A 23663-nucleotide genomic window follows, 5' to 3' on the forward strand; every position below is an offset into this window, starting at 1 on the left:
TTATTGAAAAAATGCAGTTGCTGACCATTGGTTGACAACTGCATTATTACCTTTTCTCAACATTAAGGCGTGTCTTTGATAAAGATTACTTTCCATTGTAACCATAATTTGAGCATCAAACCATTCGGTTTTAGTATCTACTAATTGTTGAATATCAGTTTGCCCCAGATTGTAAAAGCGAATGATGGGATCACTAAAAAAAACGCCGGTATCACGATAAGATGCACCACCCTCTTTATAAAGCAATAACGCGTCTCTTTGTGAAATTTGATCATCCAAAGATTTAAGCAATACCGCAGGAACGGTATTCACATTGAGCTTTGTTGGAGAATTTGATAACAATGGCAAAACGGTCACAAATTGTTTCAAACGCTGATAAATTTCTTCATTGATACCTTCAATCAGTCTCAATTCACTAATATGTTGAAAGTGTTGCCCGGCAGTTCTGTATGGTGGGTTTTGTGATAAATAGGAAACATCTTCGGCTCCCATTTGCATAGGAACTTGGTTTTCATCCATCCAGTCGATGATTTTATCGGCTATTCCCACATCCATTTGTAAATTCACCAACAATCTCCTGAAATATTTCACACTTGGAGGATGAAAATTACCGCTGAAATATAAATTATTCAGATTGAACTTACTGTTCATATCGTACATTTGTCCCGAAAGCACCGCATCCTCAAGCTGTATCCCACTGATCGGTTGATTCCAAACATCTCCACTGCTATCGAAATCAGGATTATCTTCATAATCCTTGCGTAAAATATCTTTTGCCCACAACGCCATTCCACGAGCATAATGATATGATTGATAGGAAGCACGATTGTTCGATTGTCTGGCGATATCCAGAGAGTTCCGAAACCATATTTCTGTTGCCAATAACGTCGCAATGGTAATTACCAACAAAGTGATAAACAATGCCACGCCTTTTTGCTTGTTCTTGGACTTCAATCTCATCATGGATTTAATCCAAACATAAAATTAAAACTGCTATCATTTTCGAGTTCTAAATGAATTTGAACACTTTTTAGTGGTAATTCTGAGTTGTTTATTGGCCATTTTGAAGAAGTGATTCCGACACTATTTTGATAATTGATACTAAACTCTCTGACATTTTCCATTAAAGCATGTTGCTGCCATTGGTTGGACGAAGCGGCATCCAGCATATTTCTGCTGGAACGATAAAGCGTTCCGTCACGCAAAAACCATTGAACTCTTTGTAATTGCGAGCGTTTTTGAGCAAACGGATTGCTGTTGCCATTTCGTGAAAACACAACTGAAGAATAAGTACCAATAATTGAAGGTATTTGTTGTCCAAACTCATCTTTAACTTTTCGATTTATCAACGAATGAAAGTCCTTGTTCAAAAGCTGTGAAACCATCACTTCTTTTCTGATATCTTTGGCGACACTATCCGTATGAGACTTGGTTTCAATCAAACCATTGAGACCGGTGTAAGATATGGCTGAAATAATCACCATCAAACTGACAGCAATCAGCACTTCGAGCAAAGTCATACCCGATTGCTGGCGTTTCATCAGTACCATTTGAAACCCGTTAATTGAGCGTGAGAGTATTTGAAATCCGCTTCTTTACTGACTTTCACATCCATTCTAAGAATATGCTCGTTGTTGGTTGGTTCGATATGAATTTGCCAATTCCATTCCCTATTGCCGCTCACTTGACGACCATCATAAGTCCCACTGGCAACATTATTTTCGAGATAATATTGCTCCAACACATTATTCGCAACTAAAACTGCATGATTGCGTTCGCGAATTTCTAAAAGGGTTTCAGCACGATTGGAATTAACTGTCACAATTGCGGATAACGAAATCGTCAATATCGCCAAACTGACAATCACTTCCATCAAGGTAAAGCCCGATTGCCGTTTACGATTCATCAATCCAGCCACCCTGCATTTGCCATAATCCATCCGATTTGACTTGATAACCGTGCAATTCTGTTGCATCGGTAATTTTGGCAACAAATTCACTCAACTGACCATTGGCATCACATAACAATTGCGGAAATTCAGAAAAATCCTCATCCAATACCAGGTTCTGTCCGTCAATTTCCAGGTTCAGTAAAAATCCCTGATTAAAAAGATGCGGAAAAAGGTATTCGGTCTCAACATCCAGCCATTGTTGCTGGTAAAAGCGGGAAAAAGTGTATCCATAAAGACTGAACTTAACTCCGTATGGAATATTTTGCAAAACCGCCTGATCACAAGCATACTCAATCGAAGATTGCAGAATCTGACCTTGTTGCTGTAAATTCCGTTCAACCGAACCAGAATTCGTCATTTGCACACCCAACACCGTTAAAATTGAAATAATGACCACCACAATCAATATTTCAATCAAAGTGAAACCGTGACTGCGTTTCATGGCATTAATAAATTTTACCAGTTACCAACATCCTGATTTTCGCCTTCGCCACCGGGCTGACCATCCGCTCCGAAAGAGTAAATATCAACTTCACCGTGATTGCCCGGATTGAGATATTGGTAATCGTTTCCCCAAGGGTCTTGAACCAGTTTTTCAACATAACCACCCGGCTTCCAGTTTTTTGCTTCCGGTTGTCCGCCCGGTCTGGAAACCAACGCCTGCAAACCTTGCGATGTCGATGGATAATTAAAATTGTCCAGTTTATACATACTCAGAGCTTTTTTCAGATTGGAAATATCCGATTGAGCTCTGGCAACACGGGCTTTGCCCGGCTGATCCAAAAACTGCGGAACAACCGCAATCGCCAAAATACTGAGAATAACGACCACAATTAAAATTTCAATCAAGGTAAAGCCATGTTGTCTTTGCTGTATCATTACAAATAATCAGAGTTAAAAGAGAGATTATAACCCAAACCGCTAAAAAAGCGATTTGCCTTGAGAATTATTTCGGGAGTGGGCTTAATATTAAAGTATACCGAGAGTATTTTTTTAAGGAACACAGAGAGCACAAAGAAGCACATAGTGATGCAAAGTTAAAAAAATCTATCATCCTAAACACCTCTACTGTCATCCTGATAAAGCTAAAATAATACCCCGTCATTCCGTACAAGCGAAGCGCGATACGGAATCTCATTGGGAACTATGATTCTAATTTTCATGTTATTAAACCATGAAGGACATGAAGTTCATAAAGGTTTATTAAGAAATTAATGGTGATTGGCTTCCTGATTTACTTTGAGTCTTATAATCCTTTTTTCTTCATTTCAGCTTTCAATCCCACTAATTTCAAATTTGCATACTTTATTATGAAAAAATTAATAAGACCAGGTGCAATCAAGGCTATTGATAGTGAAATAATCCAACTTTGAAAATAAAAAAATAAATATACACTCAGATAAGCAAAAAAACTGAACATTAGACCAATAAATCCTTTTTGTAATGAGGTTAAAGTAAATTGTGCTCGACAACAATAACACCTCATTCTACTATCAAAACTTAGTAAGTGTACTACCAAACAAGATTTACTACATTCCTGACATTTTCTTTTCATAATTGATTAAAACTTCTTTAGCACCTATTGTATAATAGTTTCCAACATTGTGCTAACGTCATTGATTAAATTCTATTTAGTTAAAAAAATCAGAAAAAGCCTAAAAGTTACTCAAAATAAAAAACTTTTGATTCAACCTCTGCGTAACTCTGCGCTTCTTTGCGGTCTCTGTGTTCCTTAAGATTTAATCAAAGTATCATTTTTGTTCTATCAAGTTCTGTATGAAAACATTTCTCTGCATTTTTCCCGAAAATTCAAATTACTCATGAGGTTTCAGGTTAAAATCACATTTTTATAATTTTTTTAATTCTGTGCTACCAAAAAAAGTAAAAATTGTCGAGGTTTCGCCACGAGATGGTTTGCAAAACGAGAAGCAAGTCATTGAGCTGTCAACTAAACTGGAGTTGATACAGCGATTGCAGGATAGTGGTTTGAAAAACATTGAAATCACCGGATTTGTCAGCCCTAAGTGGGTTCCACAGCTTGCTGATTCGAGTGAACTTTGTGAGAAATTACAAAGAGTTAACGGCATCAATTATTCTGCTTTAACACCCAATCTGAAAGGCATGGAAAAAGCAGTTGCTTCCAATCTCAAAGAAGTTGCTGTCTTCACTGCAGCTTCGGAAAGTTTCACTAAAAAAAATATCAATTGCAGTATTGAAGAGTCTTTACAACGATTTGTTCCGGTAATTGAGTTGGCTAAACAACATGATATTAAAGTTCGAGGATATGTTTCTTGCGTTCTCGGTTGTCCTTATGAAGGTGAAATTTCTGTGGATAAAGTTGCTGAAGTGACGGAAAAATTATTTCAACTCGGTTGTTATGAGGTTTCACTCGGTGATACCATCGGCACAGGAACTCCAAGAAAAGCTCAGGAAATGTTTAAATCCTGCCAGAAAATCGCTGACACACAAAATCTGGCTTTGCATTTTCACAACACTTATGGACAGGCATTAGCGAATATCTATGCGTGTATGGAACTAGGCGCAGAAATCATCGACTCTCAGTTGCCGGTTTGGGCGGTTGTCCTTATGCCAAGGGAGCCAGTGGCAATGTCGCCACCGAAGATGTGGTCTATATGCTTAATGGTATCGATATAGAGTGTGGAATCAATCTTGAAAAACTGATTGAAACCGGCAACTGGATTAGCGAAAAACTCAATCGGCTGAATAATTCTCAGGTTGGTAAAGCACTTAGCAACTCACAATGATTCAAATCAAACGACGGGAAATTCCTGAAACAAACAATTTGGAGGGTTTAGGTTTATCAAAACTTATCCAAAAATTGTATCTTTCCAGAGGAATAACTAAACCATCACAAATTAATTATAAACTGCAAAATTTACTGCATTCTTCAAAGCTATCCAACATCAAAATAGCGGCTCAAATCGTTGTTAGCTGCATGAAAAATAATGAAAAAATCGTCGTTGTTGGCGATTTTGATGCCGATGGAGCGACGGCAACGGCATTCTCCATCCGTGCTATTAAGGCTTTTGGCTATGACAATATTGATTATTTGGTTCCCAATCGCTTTGATTTTGGTTATGGCTTGAGCTCTCAGCTAATTCCGATTTTACAGGATATGCAAGCGGATTTAATCATTACCGTTGATAACGGTATCAGTTCAATCAGCGGAACGGCAAAAGCCAAAGAAGCTGGTATGAAAGTAATCATCACCGATCACCATTTGCCGGCCGAAGAGCTTCCCGATGCCAATGCGATTGTTAATCCAAACTTACATGGTGATGAGTTTCCCAGCAAAAGTTTGGCCGGTGTCGGAGTGGTTTTTTACTTGCTGGCTGAAATTCGCAAACAGTTAACAGGGTGTGGATGGTTTGACAGTAAAAATATTCAACCGCCGAATTTAGCCCAATGGTTGGATATTGTTGCTTTGGGAACAGTTGCCGATATGGTTGGGCTGGATGAAAACAACCGAATTTTGGTCAACGATGGTTTAAAAAGAATTCAAGCCGGTCAAACCATTGCCGGAATTCATGCTTTGTTGAAAATTGCCGGTCGAGATTATTCAAAAACCAATACCGACACTTTTGGCTTTGTACTGGCACCACGATTGAATGCTGCCGGACGTTTGGAAGACATGAGTGTCGGCATTGAATTATTACTGACCGATGATGCAACAAAAGCTCGTAATCTGGCTCAAGAACTGGATTCCATCAATCAGCAAAGAAAAGAAATTCAGTCCGAAATGCAGGAAGTCGCCAATAGTGTCATCAAAGAGTTAAAAAATATTAAAAAACTGCCGAATGGAATTTGCCTTTTTCATAAACATTGGCATCAAGGTGTTGTTGGATTATTGGCTTCCAAAGTCAAAGATAAAACCAATCGCCCGGTGGTGGCTTTTGCTCCTGAAAGCGATGAATCGCCAATTCTCAAAGGCTCGGCACGGAGTATTGAGGGGTTTCATATCCGTGATGCCTTTGTTGAAATTGAATCTCATTATCCCGATTTGATGATTAAATTCGGAGGTCATGCAATGGCAGCCGGATTGTCAATTCATCAGGAAAATTACAAACAATTTCGTGAGATTTTTAATCAAATCGTCGATAACAAACTCACAGAAGAACAAAGAATGCATGTGATTGAAACCGATGGAGAAATTGACAGCATCGACTTATGTTTGGCTGTTGCTGAAGAATTGCAGCAACACGGACCTTGGGGTCAAAACTTCCCTGCTCCATTATTTGATGGCTGGTTTAATATCATCGAAAAGAAAGAAGTCGGTAGTGGTCACTGTAAAATGACCTTGCAAACCTCTGATTTATCTAAAAAAATCGAAGCCATCGCTTTTGGATTGCATCCTGATAAGTTCAATCCGATTGGACAGCGAAATCATCTCACTTATAAGTTGGACATCAACGAATTTGCAGGCAGAAGAAACCTGCAATTAATCATTCAGAATATTGTTAACTAATTCTCTAATTTCTTTGAATTCAGTTGTTTTGAATATTCAGAAATGATGATAGCAATGAAATAAATATAAATCGGCAATATCTGTAATATCACACGATTAGAGCTGGTAAAATCATTGGCAAATACGCTTGCTTGAGTCATATAAAACAAAACAAAAAGAAATATTGTCGAAAATACCAATAACAGTCCCGGAAGTGCCAATAGTTTTCTGTCTTTGATTTTACCCGAAAAAATTACAACTATCAGAAGAAGATACCACAAAAAATACCAGTTATTGCTCACAAAAAATGTCTCCAACCAGGCATCTGTTGTATTGACAAACTGCAACTGAAACTCACCAATCCACGGTACAGCAATTACTTCAGGAGTTATTTTTAATCCACCAATGCTGATTCCTCCGAACAAATACCAGATTGCAATCACACAGGCTAATATGAAATAGGCCCTGCGTTGACTGAATTTTGATAAACAAGATAAACCAACAGACAAAATGATTATACTCACCCAAACCCATGCTTCCAGTTTAAACATCAACATAGAAACCAAAGATAATGTGCTTAGAATTAAAAATCTTTTCTGACGAGTTATAAAATATTGTTGGATATTTACAAAACTAATAAATAAATAAGCAGCCATCCAAATATCAGCATAACCTGCAAGAATAATGTGATTATTCACAAATGGCAATGAAACCAATACAAAGACGACTCCAAATGCCAAATAAGATGATTGAGTAATCAACTTAACATTTCCATAAATCAATAATATAAATGATATAAACATTGCAGGATAAATCGCATTTAGTCGTGTTTCATTCCAATCAAAAATACCGCTGTTAAAAACATAAAGCAAAGATAAACCATCCGGATAATGATGAATTGGACTGGTTAATGCTCCTTTCGCCGAAAACCACTCAACTCTACCAACTAAACTCTCATTAATTCCATAAAAATACCAAATCTTCGCTTTCGCAACCCAACCATACCACGCATCCCAAGCGAATAATGGTAAAGATTGGTTTTGTGTTTCAATGAAAACTAAATGAATAAAAACAAACACTGCCAAAATCACAAGTATTTTAGAAAAATGTGGTTTCAGACTGAGACGCTCTCTAACTCCATTAATAATAATTCGTTTATAAACAAAAACATAATAACCAATAGTAACAGTTGAAAAAGCAAAACACAGATAGAAAAGAAAGTAATTGTTTATATCCAAACCAAGCCACTGAAAGAGGTTGTATATAACCATTATTTTAAAAACACCAATAAAAAAGCTTTCTCCAAGAATTTTTTGCCAGTTTGATGCTTTAAAAAATTGAGCCATCCAAGGCAAGCCCATACCTGTAAACACTAATAATAAAATCAAAGTATTTATCATTTAACAACTTCCATTAATGAAAAATATGAGCTCTTACCCACCTCATTTACTTTAAAACTCCTGTTATAGACACTCAGTTTTCCGCCCATTGTCTTGAATGAACTGTATTGAGGATAAATGACCAAAAAGTAATCACCTGCTTTTACACTCTCGAACGACTCCTCATCACTTAGTCCAAGATAATTAGCATTGACAGGAATCAAGTGATAAATCAATCGAAATAATTCATACCTATTATCATTCAAGATATAAACCTTTTTTTCTCGAACAAATTCCATATTCGCTTCGTCTTTATAACCTAATAAGATTTGCACCTGTGTAGCAATTGTTTTTAAATCCTGATCCGGCAACTTTTGATTAATTTCAGAGGCATAGGTTTGACTTAACCAAAGCGAGTTTTTAAATGACTTCAATAAAAAAACCAAGTCTATAACAAGCCATGACAATATCATTGAAAATAGTAGAACCCTAGTTTGAGTCTTCAATAAAACAAGTGTTAAAGCATAGATAATTGTGAAAATAACTATAAATATTAAAGGCTTACTATAAAACTGCAATTCATCCTTGGTCGCAACATGATTAATAGAACCCTGAGTTGGAGGATCAAACTGTACCCAATAATCAAATAAAGCCAAATAATCACTTACGAAACTTGTTTTTCTTAAAAGCAGTGATTGAATAAAAATTTCATTCTCAGAACTTTCCTTAATGCCTAAGTCAGCGTATGGATGGATTCTTAACCCTATTTGCTCAATTAGACCCTGCCAATTTGGGTTTCTTGAAATTAAATTGAGTTTACTGTTGTTTTCCGGTTGAATGAGTGGCATTTGGAACACTGATGGATTGCCTTGAATTTTCCAAACCAATTCCACTTGAAAATTATTCGTCAAATTTCTAATGTCAACTTCGAGTGCAGGAAAATTCTCAGCTTTAAAAGGAACAGTTGGGAAAAACAAATCAACCTCCCCATACTCCGAGAATCTAAACTCATTGATAGCGCTCTGAGCTCTTGCTCCATTAGCGACATAAACCTTATCATTCATCAACTCAATCTGGGCTTGAGATGGATTATCTGGGTTTTGCAAAAAAAAATAAGAAACAATAGAATACAGGCAAACGAATAAAACGATTGCTAGAAACAATGATTTTATGAAACTGTTTTTAATCACAAACATGAAAGAAAAGAATTGTTGCCTATCTTATAATAAGTGCCTTACCTGCAGTATTATTTCTTTATCAAATGTTAAAAATTGTGATGTATTTAATAAACTTATGAAATAAATGTAATGTTTATTTGTATATAATAAACAATTGAATACAATGATAATTAGACATATTAGCAGATTTACAAATAGGTATCAGTTCTGTTAATTCAGGAACGACAAAAATTTATGGGGAAAATGCTTTTTCAAAATTTGTTCAATTGTAGATATCTCGATAATAGTCGAGGAAAAAATATATGCAATTAGAAACTAATGACAGGGATATTGTAAAAATTCCATCTCTGGGACATATCATTTTTGGCTCAGATGGAAATAGTGATGTCAATATTATTAGAGCGGATAACTTAAAAGCAAAATTTTGTTCGATAGTCAATGATAAGTCTGTCTGTGTTTTGGAGGTTTTCAATTCTGCCAATGTTTTTGTCAATCAAAGAAAAATCCAAGAAATGGCAATTTTACACCCCGGCGATTCTATTGATATTGAAAAAAACATTTTTAAATTAGTTGATGAAAATAGGCTACCAAAAGCCTGTCTGCACCCATTAAGCAATAGTCAAAATTCAAATACCTCACCGATACTAACCTCTGTTTCAGGCTTAAGAAGCTACAATAATAATGATTACGGACAAATTAAAATTGTCGGAACAAAAAACAGTTACACTCACAAACCTAGCCAGGGTGACAGTGATGCATTTCGTGTCTCTTATGTTGAGGATAATCTGGCAATTCGATGTGCTAAAGGCAGCAATATTAAAATAAATGGTCATTCAACCAACAATGCAATCCTCAGAAACGGCGATTTTATCTCGACAGAACATTTAAAATACTGTGTTGAATCTCCCGGAACTTCTTCTTTTTCAAAATATAGTCCTTCTCACCCCAGAAACATTCAACTATCTGAAGAATATGTTTCAGGAATAGAAAAGAATAAACAATCTTCAAACACAAGTTTTATTAAAAATAATTTATGGTGGATAACACTGCTTGGTGGTCTTTGCATTATAATCATAGCAATGTATATTATTAAAAACTCTTAATCACCACACCAAATTCTAATATCAATAATTAATTCGGAGATGTTCGTATGAATAAATTCATGTTTTTACCTTTTTTGTTTCTCAGTTTAATAAGTACAACAATAAGAGCAGAAGAGGATGATAAATACCTTTGGCTCGAAGACATTGATGGTAAAGAATCCATGCAATGGGTCAACGACATGAACAAAGTGACTGAAGATAAACTTGCCACAACGGATTTGTATCAAAGCCTTTATCAGCAAGCATTAAAAGTTCTGAATAATGAATCCAGAATTCCTGATGTTTCACAAAATGGCAAGTGGTTGTACAACTTTTGGCAAGATAGTGAACATCCAAGAGGAATCTATCGCCGAACCACTTTAAAACAATTCAAAAAAAATAATCCAAAGTGGGAAACAATTCTGGATATGGATCAATATTCCAAAGACCATAATCAAAACTATGATTTTCATGGATTGTCCTGTGCCACAGAAAAACAAAAAAAATGCTTCGTCAGATTATCACCGGGTGGAACCGATGCTGTTGAAATCAGAGAGTTCAACCTCAAAAACAAACAATTTGTAGAAAACGGAATCTATATTCCATTAGCAAAAACTCGGACTTCATGGAAAGATGAAAACACTTTATTTGTTAGTACAGAATTTGGTGATGATTCGTTAACCGATTCCGGCTACCCTCGCATCATCAAGGTTTGGGATATAAACCAACCTCTGGAATCTGCAAAAACTATTTTCACCGCCGATAAAAAGTCCATGATGGCGACCGCTTTTTCAATGAAGGACGATGATGAAAATAACATTAATTTGATTTATGAGCTAACAAGCTTTTGGGCCAGCAACAAATATCAGTACATCAATGGAGAAAAGCATCTGTTAAACATTCCCCAAAGTGCTAATGTTTCAGGGCTTTATAAAAACAAACTGGTTTTATCACTGAAAGAAGATTGGGAAATTAATGGTAAGAAATTTGTTCAAGGAGAAGTTGTAATTGCTGATATTTCAGAACTCAATGGAGGAAAAGGAGATATACAGAGCGTTATCAAACCAACAAAACAAGCAATCATTGAAAATATAAACACGTCCAAACATGGAATACTCATCACCGTTTTGGAAGATGTAAAAGCAAGACTGTATAAATACGAGTTCAAAAAAGGTCAGTGGAAAGTTAAAAGTGTGAAATTCCCGGATAATGGAGCTTTACAAGTCACAAGCATTAATGATGAAAGCGGGGATTTCTTTGTCAAATTTGAATCATTTGTGACACCACCCAGCTTATTTCATGTAAAAAACAAATCGCTAAAACCAAAATTAATGAAACAACAAGACGAAAGTTTTGATGGTTCCAAATTTATGGTTCAGCAATTTTTCACTCAATCAGATGATGGAACAAAAGTCCCTTACTTTGTGGTGATGAATAAGAAAACCGAGTTCAATGGTAAAAATCCGACTCATATCTTTTCGTATGGCGGTTTCAGAAACTCACTGACTCCCTCGTACTCCGGGAGCTACGAAGCACTATCCGGAGCTTATGGAAAACTATGGTTGGAGCGTGGTGGTGTATTCGTACTCGCTAACATTCGTGGTGGAGGAGAATACGGCCCGGCATGGCACAGTGCTGCACTATTAAAAAACAGACATAAAGCTTTTGAGGACTTCGAAGCTGTAGCCAAAGATTTATTTGCCAGAAAAATCACCTCATCTGAACATTTAGGCATTGAAGGTCGTTCCAACGGTGGATTGTTAGTAACAGCAACAATGACCAGAAATCCTCAACTTTACTCAGCAGTTGTCTGTGGTGCTCCTTTGATTGATATGAAAAGGTACAATAAACTTCTGGCCGGAGCCAGTTGGATGGGAGAGTACGGCAATCCGGATGAACCTGAAGTGTGGGAATATATCAAGACCTATTCGCCCTATCAAAATCTGAAAACAAATGTGAAATATCCACCGGTGTTCTTTTATACTTCAACAAGAGATGATAGAGTGCATCCGGGACACGCAAGAAAAATGGCAGCAAAGATGTTGGAGAATGGATATAGCGTTGATTATTTTGAAAATATCGAAGGCGGACATCACGGATATAGCACCAATGAGCAGCTTGCGCACAGAATCGCTTTATCGTATACACATTTATGGCAAAACTTAAAATAATACTATTTTTACATTTAATTTCATTAAGCAATTACAATCTATATGCTGAATCAATCCGGGAGGGACAAACGGCTCCCGGGTTTGATTTACCGGATCAACAAGGTCTGTTTCACAATCTCAATGATTATAAAGATCGTTGGCTGATTATTTACTTTTATCCTAAAGATGATACACCCGGATGCACGACTGAGGCACAAAATTTCACCGAAAAATATACAGAGTTTAAGAACCTAAATACAGAAATTCTTGGGGTTTCAATGGACTCAATAGAATCTCATAAAGAGTTTGCAGAAAAATATAATATACCTTATCCATTGTTGTCAGATAAGGATGAAATCATGTCAACAGCCTATGATGTGGTCCGAGAAATTCCGTTTATGCATCATTCAAAAAGACAATCGTTTATCATCAACCCCAGTGGAGTGATTGTTAAACATTACCCGGATGTTTCTCCCTCGAGTCATACTTCTGAAGTTTTAAGTGATTTAGTAACTCTTCAATCAAGTTTATGACCATCAAAGACCCCACTAATTCACAAGTTCAAGCCAATCTACTCCAACTAGCATATCGTTCCTTACCAACGAGCCAGATTGGAATGGTTCTTGCGGGTATAGTTTTAGTTTTTCTTTTGAAAGGCCAAGTTGATGGGACAATTTCGGCAATCTGGATTCTATTGCTAATTGTCACAGTCGTTTTTCGTTTGATTACATTCCAGATATCAATTACAAAAACCATTCAACGGAATATCTCAAAAAGATATTCTTAATTGGTTCTATCTTATCAGCAATGGTTTGGGGAGGCGCTGGTTATGTCCTTTTTCCGCAAGATTCGGCTATCCACCAATCATTCCTAACAATTACAATAGTCGGCATTGCAACTGCAACGGTTGGTACCTTGACGCCTTATCTTGCCGCACTCAATAGTTTTATTCTAATCACAATACCTCCAATCTTATTTAAATATGTAACACTGGAGGATAGCATTGGACAACTGATGTCATTTGGACTTGCAATTTACACTAGTGTGTTGTTAATTGGCTCGAGAAGATTTCATGACTACTTATCCGAAAATACCATACTGAGAATTGTCGCCAGACAAAGAGAGATGCTCATTCAGGAAAATGAAAAGCGCTATCGCTTACTTTATGAAAAGTCTGAAGACGCAATGCTTCTGGTAAGTAATTATCAAATCACGATGGCAAATTTAGCTGCAATAAACATGTTGGGTTATGAAAATGAAAATGAAATCATAGGTACATCAACATGGGAACACATGCCACTCAGTCAGAAAAACGGTGTTTCTTCGGAATACAAAGTCAAGTTGATTAAACACGATTTAAAGATGTCCGGTTTTGGAAGGTTTGAATGGATTTGTAAACGTAAGAATGGTGAAATTTTTCCTGTTGAAATGGCAGTAACATTAGTTACATTGAATAACCAACAATCTCTATTTTGCGTTATCAGGGACATTTCAAGGACAAAGAAAATTCAACACCAGCTTATTAAAGCTCAAAGAAAAGCAGATGCTGCTAACAAAGCAAAGTCAGATTTTCTGGCAAATATCAGTCACGAAATCAGAACGCCTATGCATGCTGTGATTGGATTAACAAAAGTACTTTTGTTGAATCCACTTTCAATAAAGCAGCTTGTGCGTGCGCAGTCGATAAAATCGAATGCGGAACTGACATTATCCATACTTAATGACATCTTAGATTTTTCCAAAATTGAAGCCGGGAAGCTAGAGTTAAGAAAACAAAATTTTAACTTAAAGTCTTTAATGGATAGTTTAGGTAGTTCTCTTCATAGTCGGTTCAACGCCAAAAAGTTATTCTTACATATAAACGCTCCCGATGAAATCAATCAGAATCTTTCAGGTGATCAAAACAGAGTCAGACAAATTCTGAATAATTTAATAGACAATGCATACAAATACACAGATTCCGGCGGCATCACCATCAATTGTAGAATCATTGAATCAGATGAATATTATTCAAAAATAGGTTTTGAAGTCATTGATACCGGTATTGGAATTAACAGAGAAGACGCTAAGAAACTATTCCATAGATTTAGTCAGGCAGATGACTCTACAACTAAAAGATACAAAGGTGTGGGTTTAGGACTCAGCATTTGTAAGCAACTCATTAGTTTGATGGATGGGGATATTAGTTTTACCAGCGAACCGGGGAAAGGCTCTGTTTTCAGCTTCTATATAAAACTTGAAAATGCTCAGGTAATATCTCAAACAGAACCAAGTGAATTTATAAGCGTAGAAACTATTAAAAAGATTAGTGCCAAAGCATTAGTCGTCGATGATATTGAAACCAATCAATATGTCACAAAGGAAATGCTGGAAATTTTCGGCGTAGAAGTCGTTACCGTCGGTAGTGGATTTAAAGCTCTTGAAAAATTGCAAAATGAGGATTTTGATATTGTTTTCATGGATTGTCAGATGCCTGATATGGATGGATTTGAAAAAACACTGAGAATCCGGCAATTAGAGAAACATGAAAACATTCCAATTATTGCTCTCACAGCAAATGCATTATCAGAAGCCAGAGATAAGTGCATAGTCTCAGGAATGAACGATTATCTTTCTAAACCAATCAGCTTAGAATTACTACAAAATGTACTTCATCAATACATCAGAAATCAAGATTATTCCAAATTAACAACATCACCAAAACAAAGCAAGCTCAGTTTGATAACTAACAAATATCCCATAAAGAAATATTTTAATTTTTCAACTCTTTATGAGAGGCTGGGTGGTAATCTGGAAGTGATTCATAAAATCATTAATCAATTCAAGTACAGTATGAAATCTCATATTCAAAATATTTCTGACAGTTTTGAAAAGTCAGAAATATCAAACGTCATTAGTATTTCACATAAACTCAAAGGCTCTGCCGCTAATTTAAGCTGTGAAAACTTATCAGAATTAGCGCATCGGATCGAAACGTCATTAAAGGATGGAAATATTGATGATGCTTCTGAAATGATTAAGGATTTATATCCATGTTATGATGACACTATTTCACAAATTGAAAAAATCATGTCCTCAAAATAGCAACTGATTATAAAGCTCGCATGGAAAGTTTTCAGTAATTCTCATAATTCGCTTTTTATTGTTGAAAACATCATAAGTTCGGCTCAGAACTTCCATTCCTTTGATAAATCCTGTCGATTCCAGCGAATCAGAAATTAACATCTCCTGCTTAACCATTTCTTTAAATGTTTCCATTTTATAATCTAACCATAAGGTTCCGATTGGCTTTGATTTTTCTAATAAATCACTGACAAACTCTTCAGAAAGATGATTCAAATAAACTTTAGAATTTGCAAACAGCCAATTTTTATTGCTATGTTCACCTTGTAAATAAATTTGTCGGATTAAGAGGCTGTCACTGACTTCGCTGTGAATTTTAACAACTTTAATAGATTCGCCTGCTAGAAGTTTTATTAGCTCTGTAACTGTTCCATCAGTTTGCATCAAAAGCTGTAAGGCTTTGGGGTATTCAGAAAGTGAAATCATATATTTAGAATCCGGTTCCTAACCTAAAGTAGAACCTGAAATCACCACCATCTGTGTAACCACTGCCTAAAAACAGCACTGTATTAACCACGTCAAGCGAAACTCCGGCAGAATAACCATAGAGCATATCTTCGACTTGTATGTGGTGTTGCCAAACATTTCCGTAATGCCCTTTGATAATAAACTTTGGCGATCCAAAGATTGGTAAATTAATTCTATCCAAGTCGGTAAATGCTCCCAGTTCAAAAACCACTGCATTTAATCCAAGTAAAGAGTGTTGCGGATAACCGGCAAAGTTATCCAAGCCACCATAGGCAAATAAAACCTCTCCGTCTTCCGCATGATTTGTAAAATCACCTTGGAAACCCAAATGAATGGCAGTATTGTCTGAAATAGGAATCCTTTTAAAAACATCAACTTTGGCAATTTGAACATTATCGAACAAACCAATCTCGGCTTTTAAATCCATACCTGAACGCGAATAAACAGCTTTGTTTAATGTATCAAGACCATATCTCAAACGTAAACCGGCTGAACGATCAATAGCTGTTTCAAATTCTGAATCATTAATAACTGATACCACATTTTGATCGAGAAACCATAAGCCGGCTCTGAATTCACTGTTTTCAGTAATATTTGCACCCCAATCAATCCCAAAACCAAAATCCTTGATATCGTACTCTCCGGTTGCTTCGATATCAAATTCATCTTCAATATCTTGCCCGGCTAAAGAGGGGTTGTAAATATTTCCATAAAATCTGCGACTATCTTTTGCCATCAGAAGGTTGGCGCTGAGAAAATACTTATCAACAAAATCAATAGGCTGATTAAGCTCTGATTTCCACTGCAATAAACTTCCAACACTGACATCGTTAATCCACTCTCCCCCTTTTCGGTTGATATTGTAGCGATGATGTCTGGCCAGCATCGAAATCCTTGTGTTGGAATCAAAATCTCCGGCGACTTTTAAACCAAATTTCAGATAGTCCGGCCCCCAGTTTTTTTCCTGAATGTGAAAATCAATTCCTTGCTGATTGGTTTCATTGCTTATCACTTTATAAGTTACAGTCAATATATCATTATCTACCGCTAACTCATCGGCTAAATCTTGAATCTCCGAAACCACAAAAGGGCGATTTAAGATATGTTTGGTTTTATTAGTTAGACGCTCAAGCGATGTTCTTTTGTTGCCGGAGAAACTGACAAACTCAATCACTTTGGGAATTTCTTGTATCAGTAGTTTTCTGGAATCTATACTGGTCAGATAATCCTCATCTGATAAACTCAAATGTTCAAGGACTAATGACTTACTCTTAACCCCATCAATTCCGGCACTGACAAATTCTTCATATTTCTCAAAATCCGATGCTGTTAATTCGCCAAGCTCAGGTGCTATAACAATATCTGCCAAGCCTAAAGAACGAATTGTATTTTGTACCAAAGCTACGTCCACACTTTGATAAGAAACAGTGATAATTGATGAATCTTCATTAATTTCACTGAGCGGTGATGAAATATTAACCGCTATCACAATATCCGCTCCCATATCTTTCACAACATCGACAGGTAGGTTATTCAGAATTCCACCGTCCGCCAGAAACTTACCTTGGTGACGTACCGGGCCAAAGACTAAGGGAACTGCCATTGAAGCTCTTAATGCCATTGCTAAATCACCATGATCAATGACATACGGTTCAGCAGCATTCAAATCAGTAGCAACAGCACGAAAAGGAATCGGAAAATCATCAAACTTCTCAGTTTTAATCGAGCCTACAATTCTTTGTAACTCCAACATCAATTGCTGACCACCGGCAAAACCTTTACCACTCTTTGGTCCTGATTTGGATATACCTAACTCCAAATCAACAAAATAATCTTTATCCGCTTGTCTGGCACTGTATTGTTGTTTTTTCCTGTCCGTCGATGGTCTGAACACCCTCTTCCAATCAATGGATCTGACAACCCAATCCAAATCATCAGTGCTCATTCCAGTCGAATATAAACCACCTACGATCGCACCCATAGAAGTTCCTGCGATATAGTCAATCGGGATTTTTTTCTCTTCCAATGCTTTTAATACACCAATATGAGCCAAACCTCTGGCTCCTCCACCGGAAAGTACCAATCCAATTTTAGGACGATTGGAATTATAGGCATTGAGATTGACAGAGATAAAAGTCAAAATTATCAATACAAACAATTGAGTTTTTAATAAGGGCTTCATTTAAGTTCTTGTCGCCAATTCTTAATCCAAATTCGGTAATAAAAATATATAACTGAGGTTCTGACCACGAAAAATCCTAAGAATGCCATCCACAATCCATGATTATCATAAGGTCTAAGCAAATACCATAAAGGAATATAACAAAAAACGGTCGCTATCACCATAGAATTTCGCATTATTTTCGCTTCTGTAACCGCCACAAACAAGCCGTCATAAACAAAGCTAGGCATTGCAACGATTGGCACAATAATTAACCAGATCATATAATCGCTTGAATAATCCCTGACTGCTGGCAAAGAGGTTAACAATGAAACTATTCCATCACCATAAAGCAGGTATAGCAAAGTGAAAAGAACCGCAATTACAAAAGAAATCATAAAAACGCGCCTCAAAATACTTGAGAGTTCCTTTTCATTTTTCGCTCCAAAGGATTTCCCGCATAATGACTCGACAGCATGAGCAAATCCATCTAAGCCATAAGACATTAAATAGAAAAAGTTTAATAACACGGCATTTGCTGCTAATGCTAATTCTCCGAGTCGGGCACTTCCTTTCGTCATCATTGCAAATACAGCCATCAAAGCCAATGTACGAATAAAAATATCACGGTTGAGTGAAAAAAACTGTTTAATATTTGCCTCACTCAACAACCAATCTTTAAACTCGAAAAATTTGGGAATACTGTATTTTCCTTTTAATAAATAGAATGATCCCAACGCTAATGCGGCATACTCTGAAATAATTGAACCATAGGCAACACCTGCAACTCCCCAATGAAATTGCATGACAAAAATATAATCAAGGATCATGTTTCCAACCTGATTCAACAGCATTAAAGCCAGCACCTTTCGAGTTTCCTGAATCGCCAGAAAGTAGCCAAACATTACATAGAGAATAAGAGTAGCAGGCGCAGACAAAATACGAATCGAAAAGTATTGCTGTGCCAACTGGGACGACTCGCCACCCTCACCTACCAAATTCACAGCAAATTCTCCAATCCAAGGACTGAAAACAACCAAAATCAAAGAAATACTGAGTGCAATCAACAAAGACAAACTAAGTTGCTGATTGATTTTATTGAGATTGTTCTCGCCGAATGCTTGGGCGACTAAGCCGGTTGTACTCATTTTTAAGAAGGCAAAGCCCCAAAACAGCACATTAAATATCGTGGCTCCTATATTGATAGATGCCAAATAAACCGGAGAATCCAAATGCCCTAAAATTGCTGTATCAACAATTCCAAGCATAGGAATACTAATAGCAGACAGAATCATTGGAACTGCTATTGCAAAAATTCTTTGATACGAATCTGTTTTTATATTTTCCTGCATCCTGACTTTTAGCACATGCTTTTACTATTGAGCTTTGCTACAATGATTTAGTGTTTTTTGAGATGAGAATCATGACAGATAACAGATACCCTGTAAACAAACAAGCAAAGAAATTCGGCAAATTGAAAATGATTAAATGGTCACTGATAGTCTTCCTATTGCTGAATGTTGTTTTGATGTTTTATTACGACCGTGAACCTGAATTATTCGATGTCAAGAAGGTGGCAGCTAAACGAGCTGATCTGCACGGACATAGAATGGTTACCGGCTTTACAACCACAGTCACACTCATTGAAGTCGCTGATAAGTTAATTAACAAGCCCGGAGGTTATTTGACTAATGACAAACTTCCTCCCTCTGTATTTATGGACAACATTCCCAATTGGGAGTATGGTGTTTTGGTTCAAACACGTGATTTGGCTCGGGCCCTTCGTAATGATTTTAGTCGCTCACAAAGTCAGTCATTGGAAGATGATGACTTGAAACAATCTGAACCTTTATTCCATTATGACAACAATCATTGGATACTGCCACGAACAGAATCTCAATACCGTGATGCGATTCATTATATGCATAATTATCTGCAAAGATTGGGCGATGAAAACGATGAAGATGCTCAATTCTATGCCCGAACCGACAATTTAGTCGCATGGCTGAATCTGGTTGAAAAAAGGCTGGGTGGATTGTCACAAAAACTCAGTGCCAGTGTCGAAAGAGAAAGATTGAATACTGACTTGAGCGGCGATACCGCAGCCACTCAATCAACCTACAAACCCAGCGAACTGAAAGTCAAAACCAGTTGGTTTAAAATTGACGACAACTTTTATGAAGCCAGAGGTTCAACATGGGCTTTAATTCACTTCCTTAAAGCGATTGAAGTAGATTTTGCTCAAGTGCTAGAGAAAAAGAATGCACTTATTAGCTTGCGTCAGATTATTCGTGAATTGGAAGCCACTCAGGAGCCAATCTGGACACCGATGATATTGAATGGTTCAGGATTTGGATTTTTTGCCAATCACTCTCTGGTCATGGCATCCTATATTTCCAGAGCCAATGCCGGAATTATCGACCTCAGACAACTCTTGGAAAATGGCTAACTCAGTATTATAATCCGCTAATGAAAAAGACAATTAGCCTATTTTTTGTGATGACATCACAACTTTCATTAGCGGATGATATTCGGATTTCTTCTCAGCTCGAAAAAGATTTATCCGAAAAACAAACTGTAGAATTGTATGTGCTTTTAAAAAATCACAACAAAACAAATACATACAAATCCTCCGGTTCTTTGGAAAAACGTCAGAATCATATCCGGTTTTTGAAAGAAAACTCGACATACTCACGCCAACAAATAGAACAAACGCTTAAAAACTTTACTGAAAATTATAAGTTTTACTGGATAAACAATTCGCTCTGGGCACGAATGGAAAGCTCAAAAGCCAGAGAGTTTTTGAAAAGTGAATTTATCGAAAAAGCCTACAGTGATGAAAAGCAAAAGTTAAAATTACCAAACCCAGAACCTGAAACCAAACAAATTCAAGCAACTGAATGGGGAATTGATAAAGTTAATGCTCCTGATGTTTGGGCACTTGGTATTACCGGTCAAGGAATCCTCATTGCCGGGCAGGATACCGGTTATCAATGGGATCACCCGGCAATTAAGGACAAATATGCCGGTTGGGACGGAGTCAATGTTGATCATAATTATCATTGGCATGATGCTATCTCCAATCCTTTTGTTGTATGTGAAGATGCCCAAAATAATCCTGCAAGTTGTGATGATCATGGTCATGGAACTCATACCATGGGAACTATGGTTGGTGATGATGGAGCAGGAAATCAAGTGGGCGTTGCACCGGGAGCTAAATGGATTGGTTGTCGGAATATGAATCAGGGAGACGGACACCCATCTACATACGCAGAATGTTTTCAATTTTTTCTTGCACCGACAGATTTGAATAATCAAAATCCCGATGTTAGCAAAGCTCCTCATGTTATTAACAATTCGTGGGGATGTCCTGAATCAGAAGGTTGTACACAACCGGATGTGCTTGAAACCGTGGTCAACAATGTTGTTGATGCCGGAATTCTAGTCGTTGCATCTGCCGGCAACAGTGGTTCTGGATGTAATTCCGTTAATACTCCGATTGCAATTTACAACAACACACTAACTATAGGCTCAACGACATCGACAGATTCTATTTCTGGATTTAGCTCTCGTGGTGGTGTTTCAATTGATGGAAGCAATCGTTTAAAGCCTGATTTAGTTGCTCCCGGAAGTTCAATACGCTCAGCAAGATTAGGTGGAGGATATTCCCTCTCTAGTGGAACCAGCATGGCATCTCCGCATGTTGCAGGAGTCGCTGCACTTATGATGTCAGCAAATCCCGATATGATTGGCAAGCCCAAAATCCTAAAACATGTTTTGCAAAGAACAACAGCTCAATTAACCACAACATCACAGTCATGCAGTGGTGTTTCGGGTTCTGAAGTACCAAATAATACATTTGGATATGGCAGAATTGATGCTTTAGCCGCCGTCAATTTGATTCAGGATATAATTTATTTGGATAATTTTGAGGACTTCTAACTTCAAACTTTTGAAGCATTTAACATTAATATAATGCTAACATTGTATAATTGCTATCAAATATAATAAAAGCTCCCGAGAACAATTATGAAAAAGTCATTCATTTTATTGCTAATTATTGCATCATTTTCACAGGCACAAATCCCTGCAAACTTAGATTTACAACAGTTATACACATTAACTGACCCGTTGACTGTGAGACATGCAGGAGACGGAAGTGGCAGAATCTTCACTATCACCAAAGCTGGGACAATTCGAATTTATGATGGTTCTTCACTTCTTGCCACACCTTTTTTAGATATTACATCGAAAGTCAGAAGTGGCAACGAGCGCGGTTTATTAGGCTTGGATTTTGATCCGAATTATTCCAGTAATGGATATTTTTATGTCTATTACACACAAGAAACTCCGAATACCGGTGATACAATTATTGAAAGATATCAAGTGAGTTCAGGAGATCCAAATGTTGCAGATGCTAATAGCGGGCATATCATACTCAGAATAGACCAACCTGCATCCAACCATAATGGAGGTGACATCCACTTCGGACCAGACGGTTATTTATACATAGGAATGGGGGATGGCGGTTCTGGAAATGATCCATGGAATAATGCTCAAACACTTGATAACTTACTGGGCAAAATGTTGCGTATCAATGTCAATCCCGATATTATTTTTACAGATTCCATCGAACTGAATGAGACCTGTGGTTTGGATCAAGGACATTATTTTGTTCCATCTGACAATCCTTTTATCTCTAATAGTGGAGAATGTTCAGAAATTTGGACTTATGGTTGGCGTAACCCTTGGCGTTGGAGCTTTGATAGTCAAACCGGAGACATGATTGTCGGTGATGTTGGACAAAATGCCTATGAGGAAGTCAGCTTTCAGTCTGTATCCAGTCCTGGTGGTGAAAATTATGGTTGGAGTTGTCGGGAAGGTGCACACGACAACCCCAATACTAGTGAACCCAATTGCAATGATGGACGAGTATTTATTGAACCTGTAATAGATATAGATCGTACAATTAATGGTGACTGTTCTGTCATGGGTGGTTATGTCTATCGTGGACCAATCTCCGGATTGCAAGGACTATATGTTTTCTCAGATTATTGCGGTGGAAATATCAATTTTGCCACTCCTAACGGTCAAAACACCTGGTCATTCACAACATGGCAAGATGTTGGTTTTGGCATCCAAAGTTTTGGAGAAGACGAAGACGGCAATATTTATGTCTTACAAAACAGTTCGGTTTATAAATTTATTTTAACGCCTTAAATGAAATCCTTCGTTTTCACACTTTTTGAACGATGCAATCAAATTTGAAAATGTTATTCTTTAGATTGCCTGAGAAATGTGAAAGGTTAGTTTTTAAAAATATGAGCCTATAAAGGCATAAATGATTATTTTAGAACCCGTTTTTTGTGAGTTAGTTTTTTTCTTTAGATTGCATTAGAAATGCGAAAGGTTAGTTTTTAAAAATACGAGTTTATAAATGCATAAATGATTATTTTAGAACCCGTTTTTTGTGAGTTGTTTTTTTCTTTAGATTGCATTAGAAATGCGAAAGGTTGGTTTTTAAAAATATGAGTTTATAAATGCATAAATGATTATTTTTAAGAGCCAAGATTGAGCATTTATAAGGTAATATAAAGAAAAAAATGGTGGGTCGTGAAGGATTCGAACCTTCGACCAATGGATTAAAAGTCCACTGCTCTACCGACTGAGCTAACGACCCATTGTCTTTCTGTGAAACGAAACCAG

General features: G+C 36.9%; 18 protein-coding genes, 1 tRNA gene and 1 pseudogene. 9 read left to right on the forward strand and 11 right to left on the reverse strand.

The features are described from left to right. From gspK to gspG, 5 genes are read right to left on the reverse strand one after another with little or no spacing between them, the layout of a single operon-like run. Nucleotides 1–963 carry a type II secretion system minor pseudopilin GspK gene (gene gspK, locus R3F25_01525; GenBank protein ID MEZ5495506.1) on the reverse strand — a complete coding sequence of 321 codons (963 nt, stop codon included), beginning with the start codon at nt 961–963 and terminating at the stop codon, nt 1–3. After that, nucleotides 960–1550 carry a type II secretion system minor pseudopilin GspJ gene (gene gspJ, locus R3F25_01530; protein ID MEZ5495507.1) on the reverse strand — a complete coding sequence of 197 codons (591 nt, stop codon included), beginning with the start codon at nt 1548–1550 and terminating at the stop codon, nt 960–962. The genes gspK and gspJ overlap by 4 nt, the downstream gene beginning before the upstream one ends. Then, on the reverse strand, nt 1541–1906 hold the full coding sequence (gene gspI / locus R3F25_01535; protein ID MEZ5495508.1) for a type II secretion system minor pseudopilin GspI: 366 nt from the start codon (nt 1904–1906) through the stop codon (nt 1541–1543). The genes gspJ and gspI overlap by 10 nt, the downstream gene beginning before the upstream one ends. Beyond that, nucleotides 1896–2393: a prepilin-type N-terminal cleavage/methylation domain-containing protein gene (locus R3F25_01540; protein MEZ5495509.1), complete on the reverse strand. Its 498-nt coding sequence runs from the start codon at nt 2391–2393 to the stop codon at nt 1896–1898. The genes gspI and R3F25_01540 overlap by 11 nt, the downstream gene beginning before the upstream one ends. Nucleotides 2394–2407: 14 nt before the next feature. Next, complete coding sequence (gene gspG, locus R3F25_01545; protein ID MEZ5495510.1) at nt 2408–2830, reverse strand: type II secretion system major pseudopilin GspG; 423 nt, start codon at nt 2828–2830, stop codon at nt 2408–2410. 987 nt (nt 2831–3817) lie between these two features. On the opposite strand from gspG, the pseudogene R3F25_01550 reads away from it, so the two are divergent. Continuing rightward, nucleotides 3818–4716, forward strand: a pseudogene (locus R3F25_01550) (hydroxymethylglutaryl-CoA lyase). Then, a complete protein-coding gene (gene recJ / locus R3F25_01555) occupies nt 4713–6437 on the forward strand; it encodes a single-stranded-DNA-specific exonuclease RecJ (GenBank protein ID MEZ5495511.1) in 1725 nt (574 codons plus the stop codon). The pseudogene R3F25_01550 and the gene recJ overlap by 4 nt, the downstream one beginning before the upstream one ends. Here recJ and R3F25_01560 read toward each other — a convergent pair. Beyond that, nucleotides 6434–7816, reverse strand: a complete 1383-nt coding sequence (locus R3F25_01560; protein MEZ5495512.1) for a hypothetical protein — start codon at nt 7814–7816, stop codon at nt 6434–6436. The genes recJ and R3F25_01560 overlap by 4 nt on opposite strands. Next, nucleotides 7813–8859 (reverse strand): hypothetical protein, encoded by a 1047-nt coding sequence (locus R3F25_01565; GenBank protein MEZ5495513.1) that lies wholly within the window; start codon nt 8857–8859, stop codon nt 7813–7815. The genes R3F25_01560 and R3F25_01565 overlap by 4 nt, the downstream gene beginning before the upstream one ends. A 416-nt stretch (nt 8860–9275) precedes the next feature. Here R3F25_01565 and R3F25_01570 point away from each other — a divergent pair, with 416 nt between their 5' ends. The 4 genes from R3F25_01570 to R3F25_01585 all read left to right on the forward strand — a co-directional run bounded on the left by R3F25_01570 (nt 9276) and on the right by R3F25_01585 (nt 15289). Beyond that, nucleotides 9276–10076, forward strand: a complete 801-nt coding sequence (locus R3F25_01570) for an FHA domain-containing protein (GenBank protein MEZ5495514.1) — start codon at nt 9276–9278, stop codon at nt 10074–10076. Nucleotides 10077–10123: 47 nt separating this feature from the next. Continuing rightward, nucleotides 10124–12226: a prolyl oligopeptidase family serine peptidase gene (locus R3F25_01575; GenBank protein MEZ5495515.1), complete on the forward strand. Its 2103-nt coding sequence runs from the start codon at nt 10124–10126 to the stop codon at nt 12224–12226. Beyond that, nucleotides 12208–12738 (forward strand): peroxiredoxin, encoded by a 531-nt coding sequence (locus R3F25_01580; protein MEZ5495516.1) that lies wholly within the window; start codon nt 12208–12210, stop codon nt 12736–12738. Before R3F25_01575 ends, R3F25_01580 begins: the two co-directional genes overlap by 19 nt. A gap of 274 nt (nt 12739–13012) precedes the next feature. After that, entirely contained in the window at nt 13013–15289 is a 2277-nt protein-coding gene (locus R3F25_01585) for an ATP-binding protein (protein ID MEZ5495517.1), read from the forward strand. On the opposite strand, the gene R3F25_01590 is transcribed toward R3F25_01585, so the two are convergent. Genes R3F25_01590 through R3F25_01600 form a run of 3 tightly spaced genes read right to left on the reverse strand, consistent with a single transcriptional unit; the run spans nt 15281 to nt 19309 of the window. Next, entirely contained in the window at nt 15281–15754 is a 474-nt protein-coding gene (locus tag R3F25_01590; protein ID MEZ5495518.1) for a chorismate pyruvate-lyase family protein, read from the reverse strand. The two genes, R3F25_01585 and R3F25_01590, sit on opposite strands and share 9 nt — an antisense overlap. A gap of 4 nt (nt 15755–15758) precedes the next feature. Continuing rightward, complete coding sequence (locus R3F25_01595; GenBank protein MEZ5495519.1) at nt 15759–17978, reverse strand: patatin-like phospholipase family protein; 2220 nt, start codon at nt 17976–17978, stop codon at nt 15759–15761. After that, the gene (locus R3F25_01600) at nt 17975–19309 is read right to left on the reverse strand and encodes an MATE family efflux transporter (protein ID MEZ5495520.1); all 1335 of its coding nucleotides are present in this window, start codon (nt 19307–19309) and stop codon (nt 17975–17977) included. The genes R3F25_01595 and R3F25_01600 overlap by 4 nt, the downstream gene beginning before the upstream one ends. 128 nt (nt 19310–19437) lie before the next feature. Between R3F25_01600 and R3F25_01605 the strand changes: the two genes are divergently transcribed. The 3 genes from R3F25_01605 to R3F25_01615 all read left to right on the forward strand — a co-directional run bounded on the left by R3F25_01605 (nt 19438) and on the right by R3F25_01615 (nt 23177). Further along, nucleotides 19438–20406, forward strand: a complete 969-nt coding sequence (locus R3F25_01605; GenBank protein ID MEZ5495521.1) for a DUF2333 family protein — start codon at nt 19438–19440, stop codon at nt 20404–20406. Nucleotides 20407–20426: 20 nt separating this feature from the next. Next, complete coding sequence (locus R3F25_01610) at nt 20427–21899, forward strand: S8 family serine peptidase (GenBank protein ID MEZ5495522.1); 1473 nt, start codon at nt 20427–20429, stop codon at nt 21897–21899. Between the two features lie 87 nt (nt 21900–21986). Further along, nucleotides 21987–23177 (forward strand): PQQ-dependent sugar dehydrogenase, encoded by a 1191-nt coding sequence (locus R3F25_01615; GenBank protein ID MEZ5495523.1) that lies wholly within the window; start codon nt 21987–21989, stop codon nt 23175–23177. Nucleotides 23178–23561: 384 nt separating this feature from the next. Here R3F25_01615 and R3F25_01620 read toward each other — a convergent pair. After that, a tRNA-Lys gene (locus R3F25_01620) sits at nt 23562–23637 on the reverse strand. Nucleotides 23638–23663: the final 26 nt, after the last annotated feature.

It is taken from the genome of Gammaproteobacteria bacterium (assembly GCA_041395445.1).
Taxonomy (GTDB): Bacteria; Pseudomonadota; Gammaproteobacteria; order Xanthomonadales; family Marinicellaceae; genus NORP309.

What these genes read in the sequence shown, in the direction of transcription:
- R3F25_01560 (MEZ5495512.1), bottom strand. Translation starts at nt 7,816, where the DNA reads ATGATAAATACTTTGATTTTATTATTAGTGTTTACAGGTATGGGCTTG.
- R3F25_01580 (MEZ5495516.1), top strand. Translation starts at nt 12,208, where the DNA reads ATGGCAAAACTTAAAATAATACTATTTTTACATTTAATTTCATTAAGC.
- R3F25_01540 (MEZ5495509.1), bottom strand. Translation starts at nt 2,393, where the DNA reads ATGAAACGCAGTCACGGTTTCACTTTGATTGAAATATTGATTGTGGTG.
- R3F25_01575 (MEZ5495515.1), top strand. Translation starts at nt 10,124, where the DNA reads ATGAATAAATTCATGTTTTTACCTTTTTTGTTTCTCAGTTTAATAAGT.
- R3F25_01565 (MEZ5495513.1), bottom strand. Translation starts at nt 8,859, where the DNA reads ATGAATGATAAGGTTTATGTCGCTAATGGAGCAAGAGCTCAGAGCGCT.
- R3F25_01615 (MEZ5495523.1), top strand. Translation starts at nt 21,987, where the DNA reads ATGAAAAAGTCATTCATTTTATTGCTAATTATTGCATCATTTTCACAG.
- R3F25_01590 (MEZ5495518.1), bottom strand. Translation starts at nt 15,754, where the DNA reads ATGATTTCACTTTCTGAATACCCCAAAGCCTTACAGCTTTTGATGCAA.
- gspK (MEZ5495506.1), bottom strand. Translation starts at nt 963, where the DNA reads ATGATGAGATTGAAGTCCAAGAACAAGCAAAAAGGCGTGGCATTGTTT.
- R3F25_01605 (MEZ5495521.1), top strand. Translation starts at nt 19,438, where the DNA reads ATGATTAAATGGTCACTGATAGTCTTCCTATTGCTGAATGTTGTTTTG.
- gspJ (MEZ5495507.1), bottom strand. Translation starts at nt 1,550, where the DNA reads ATGGTACTGATGAAACGCCAGCAATCGGGTATGACTTTGCTCGAAGTG.
- gspG (MEZ5495510.1), bottom strand. Translation starts at nt 2,830, where the DNA reads ATGATACAGCAAAGACAACATGGCTTTACCTTGATTGAAATTTTAATT.
- R3F25_01600 (MEZ5495520.1), bottom strand. Translation starts at nt 19,309, where the DNA reads ATGCAGGAAAATATAAAAACAGATTCGTATCAAAGAATTTTTGCAATA.
- R3F25_01585 (MEZ5495517.1), top strand. Translation starts at nt 13,013, where the DNA reads ATGGTTTGGGGAGGCGCTGGTTATGTCCTTTTTCCGCAAGATTCGGCT.
- recJ (MEZ5495511.1), top strand. Translation starts at nt 4,713, where the DNA reads ATGATTCAAATCAAACGACGGGAAATTCCTGAAACAAACAATTTGGAG.
- R3F25_01610 (MEZ5495522.1), top strand. Translation starts at nt 20,427, where the DNA reads ATGAAAAAGACAATTAGCCTATTTTTTGTGATGACATCACAACTTTCA.
- R3F25_01570 (MEZ5495514.1), top strand. Translation starts at nt 9,276, where the DNA reads ATGCAATTAGAAACTAATGACAGGGATATTGTAAAAATTCCATCTCTG.
- R3F25_01595 (MEZ5495519.1), bottom strand. Translation starts at nt 17,978, where the DNA reads ATGAAGCCCTTATTAAAAACTCAATTGTTTGTATTGATAATTTTGACT.
- gspI (MEZ5495508.1), bottom strand. Translation starts at nt 1,906, where the DNA reads ATGAATCGTAAACGGCAATCGGGCTTTACCTTGATGGAAGTGATTGTC.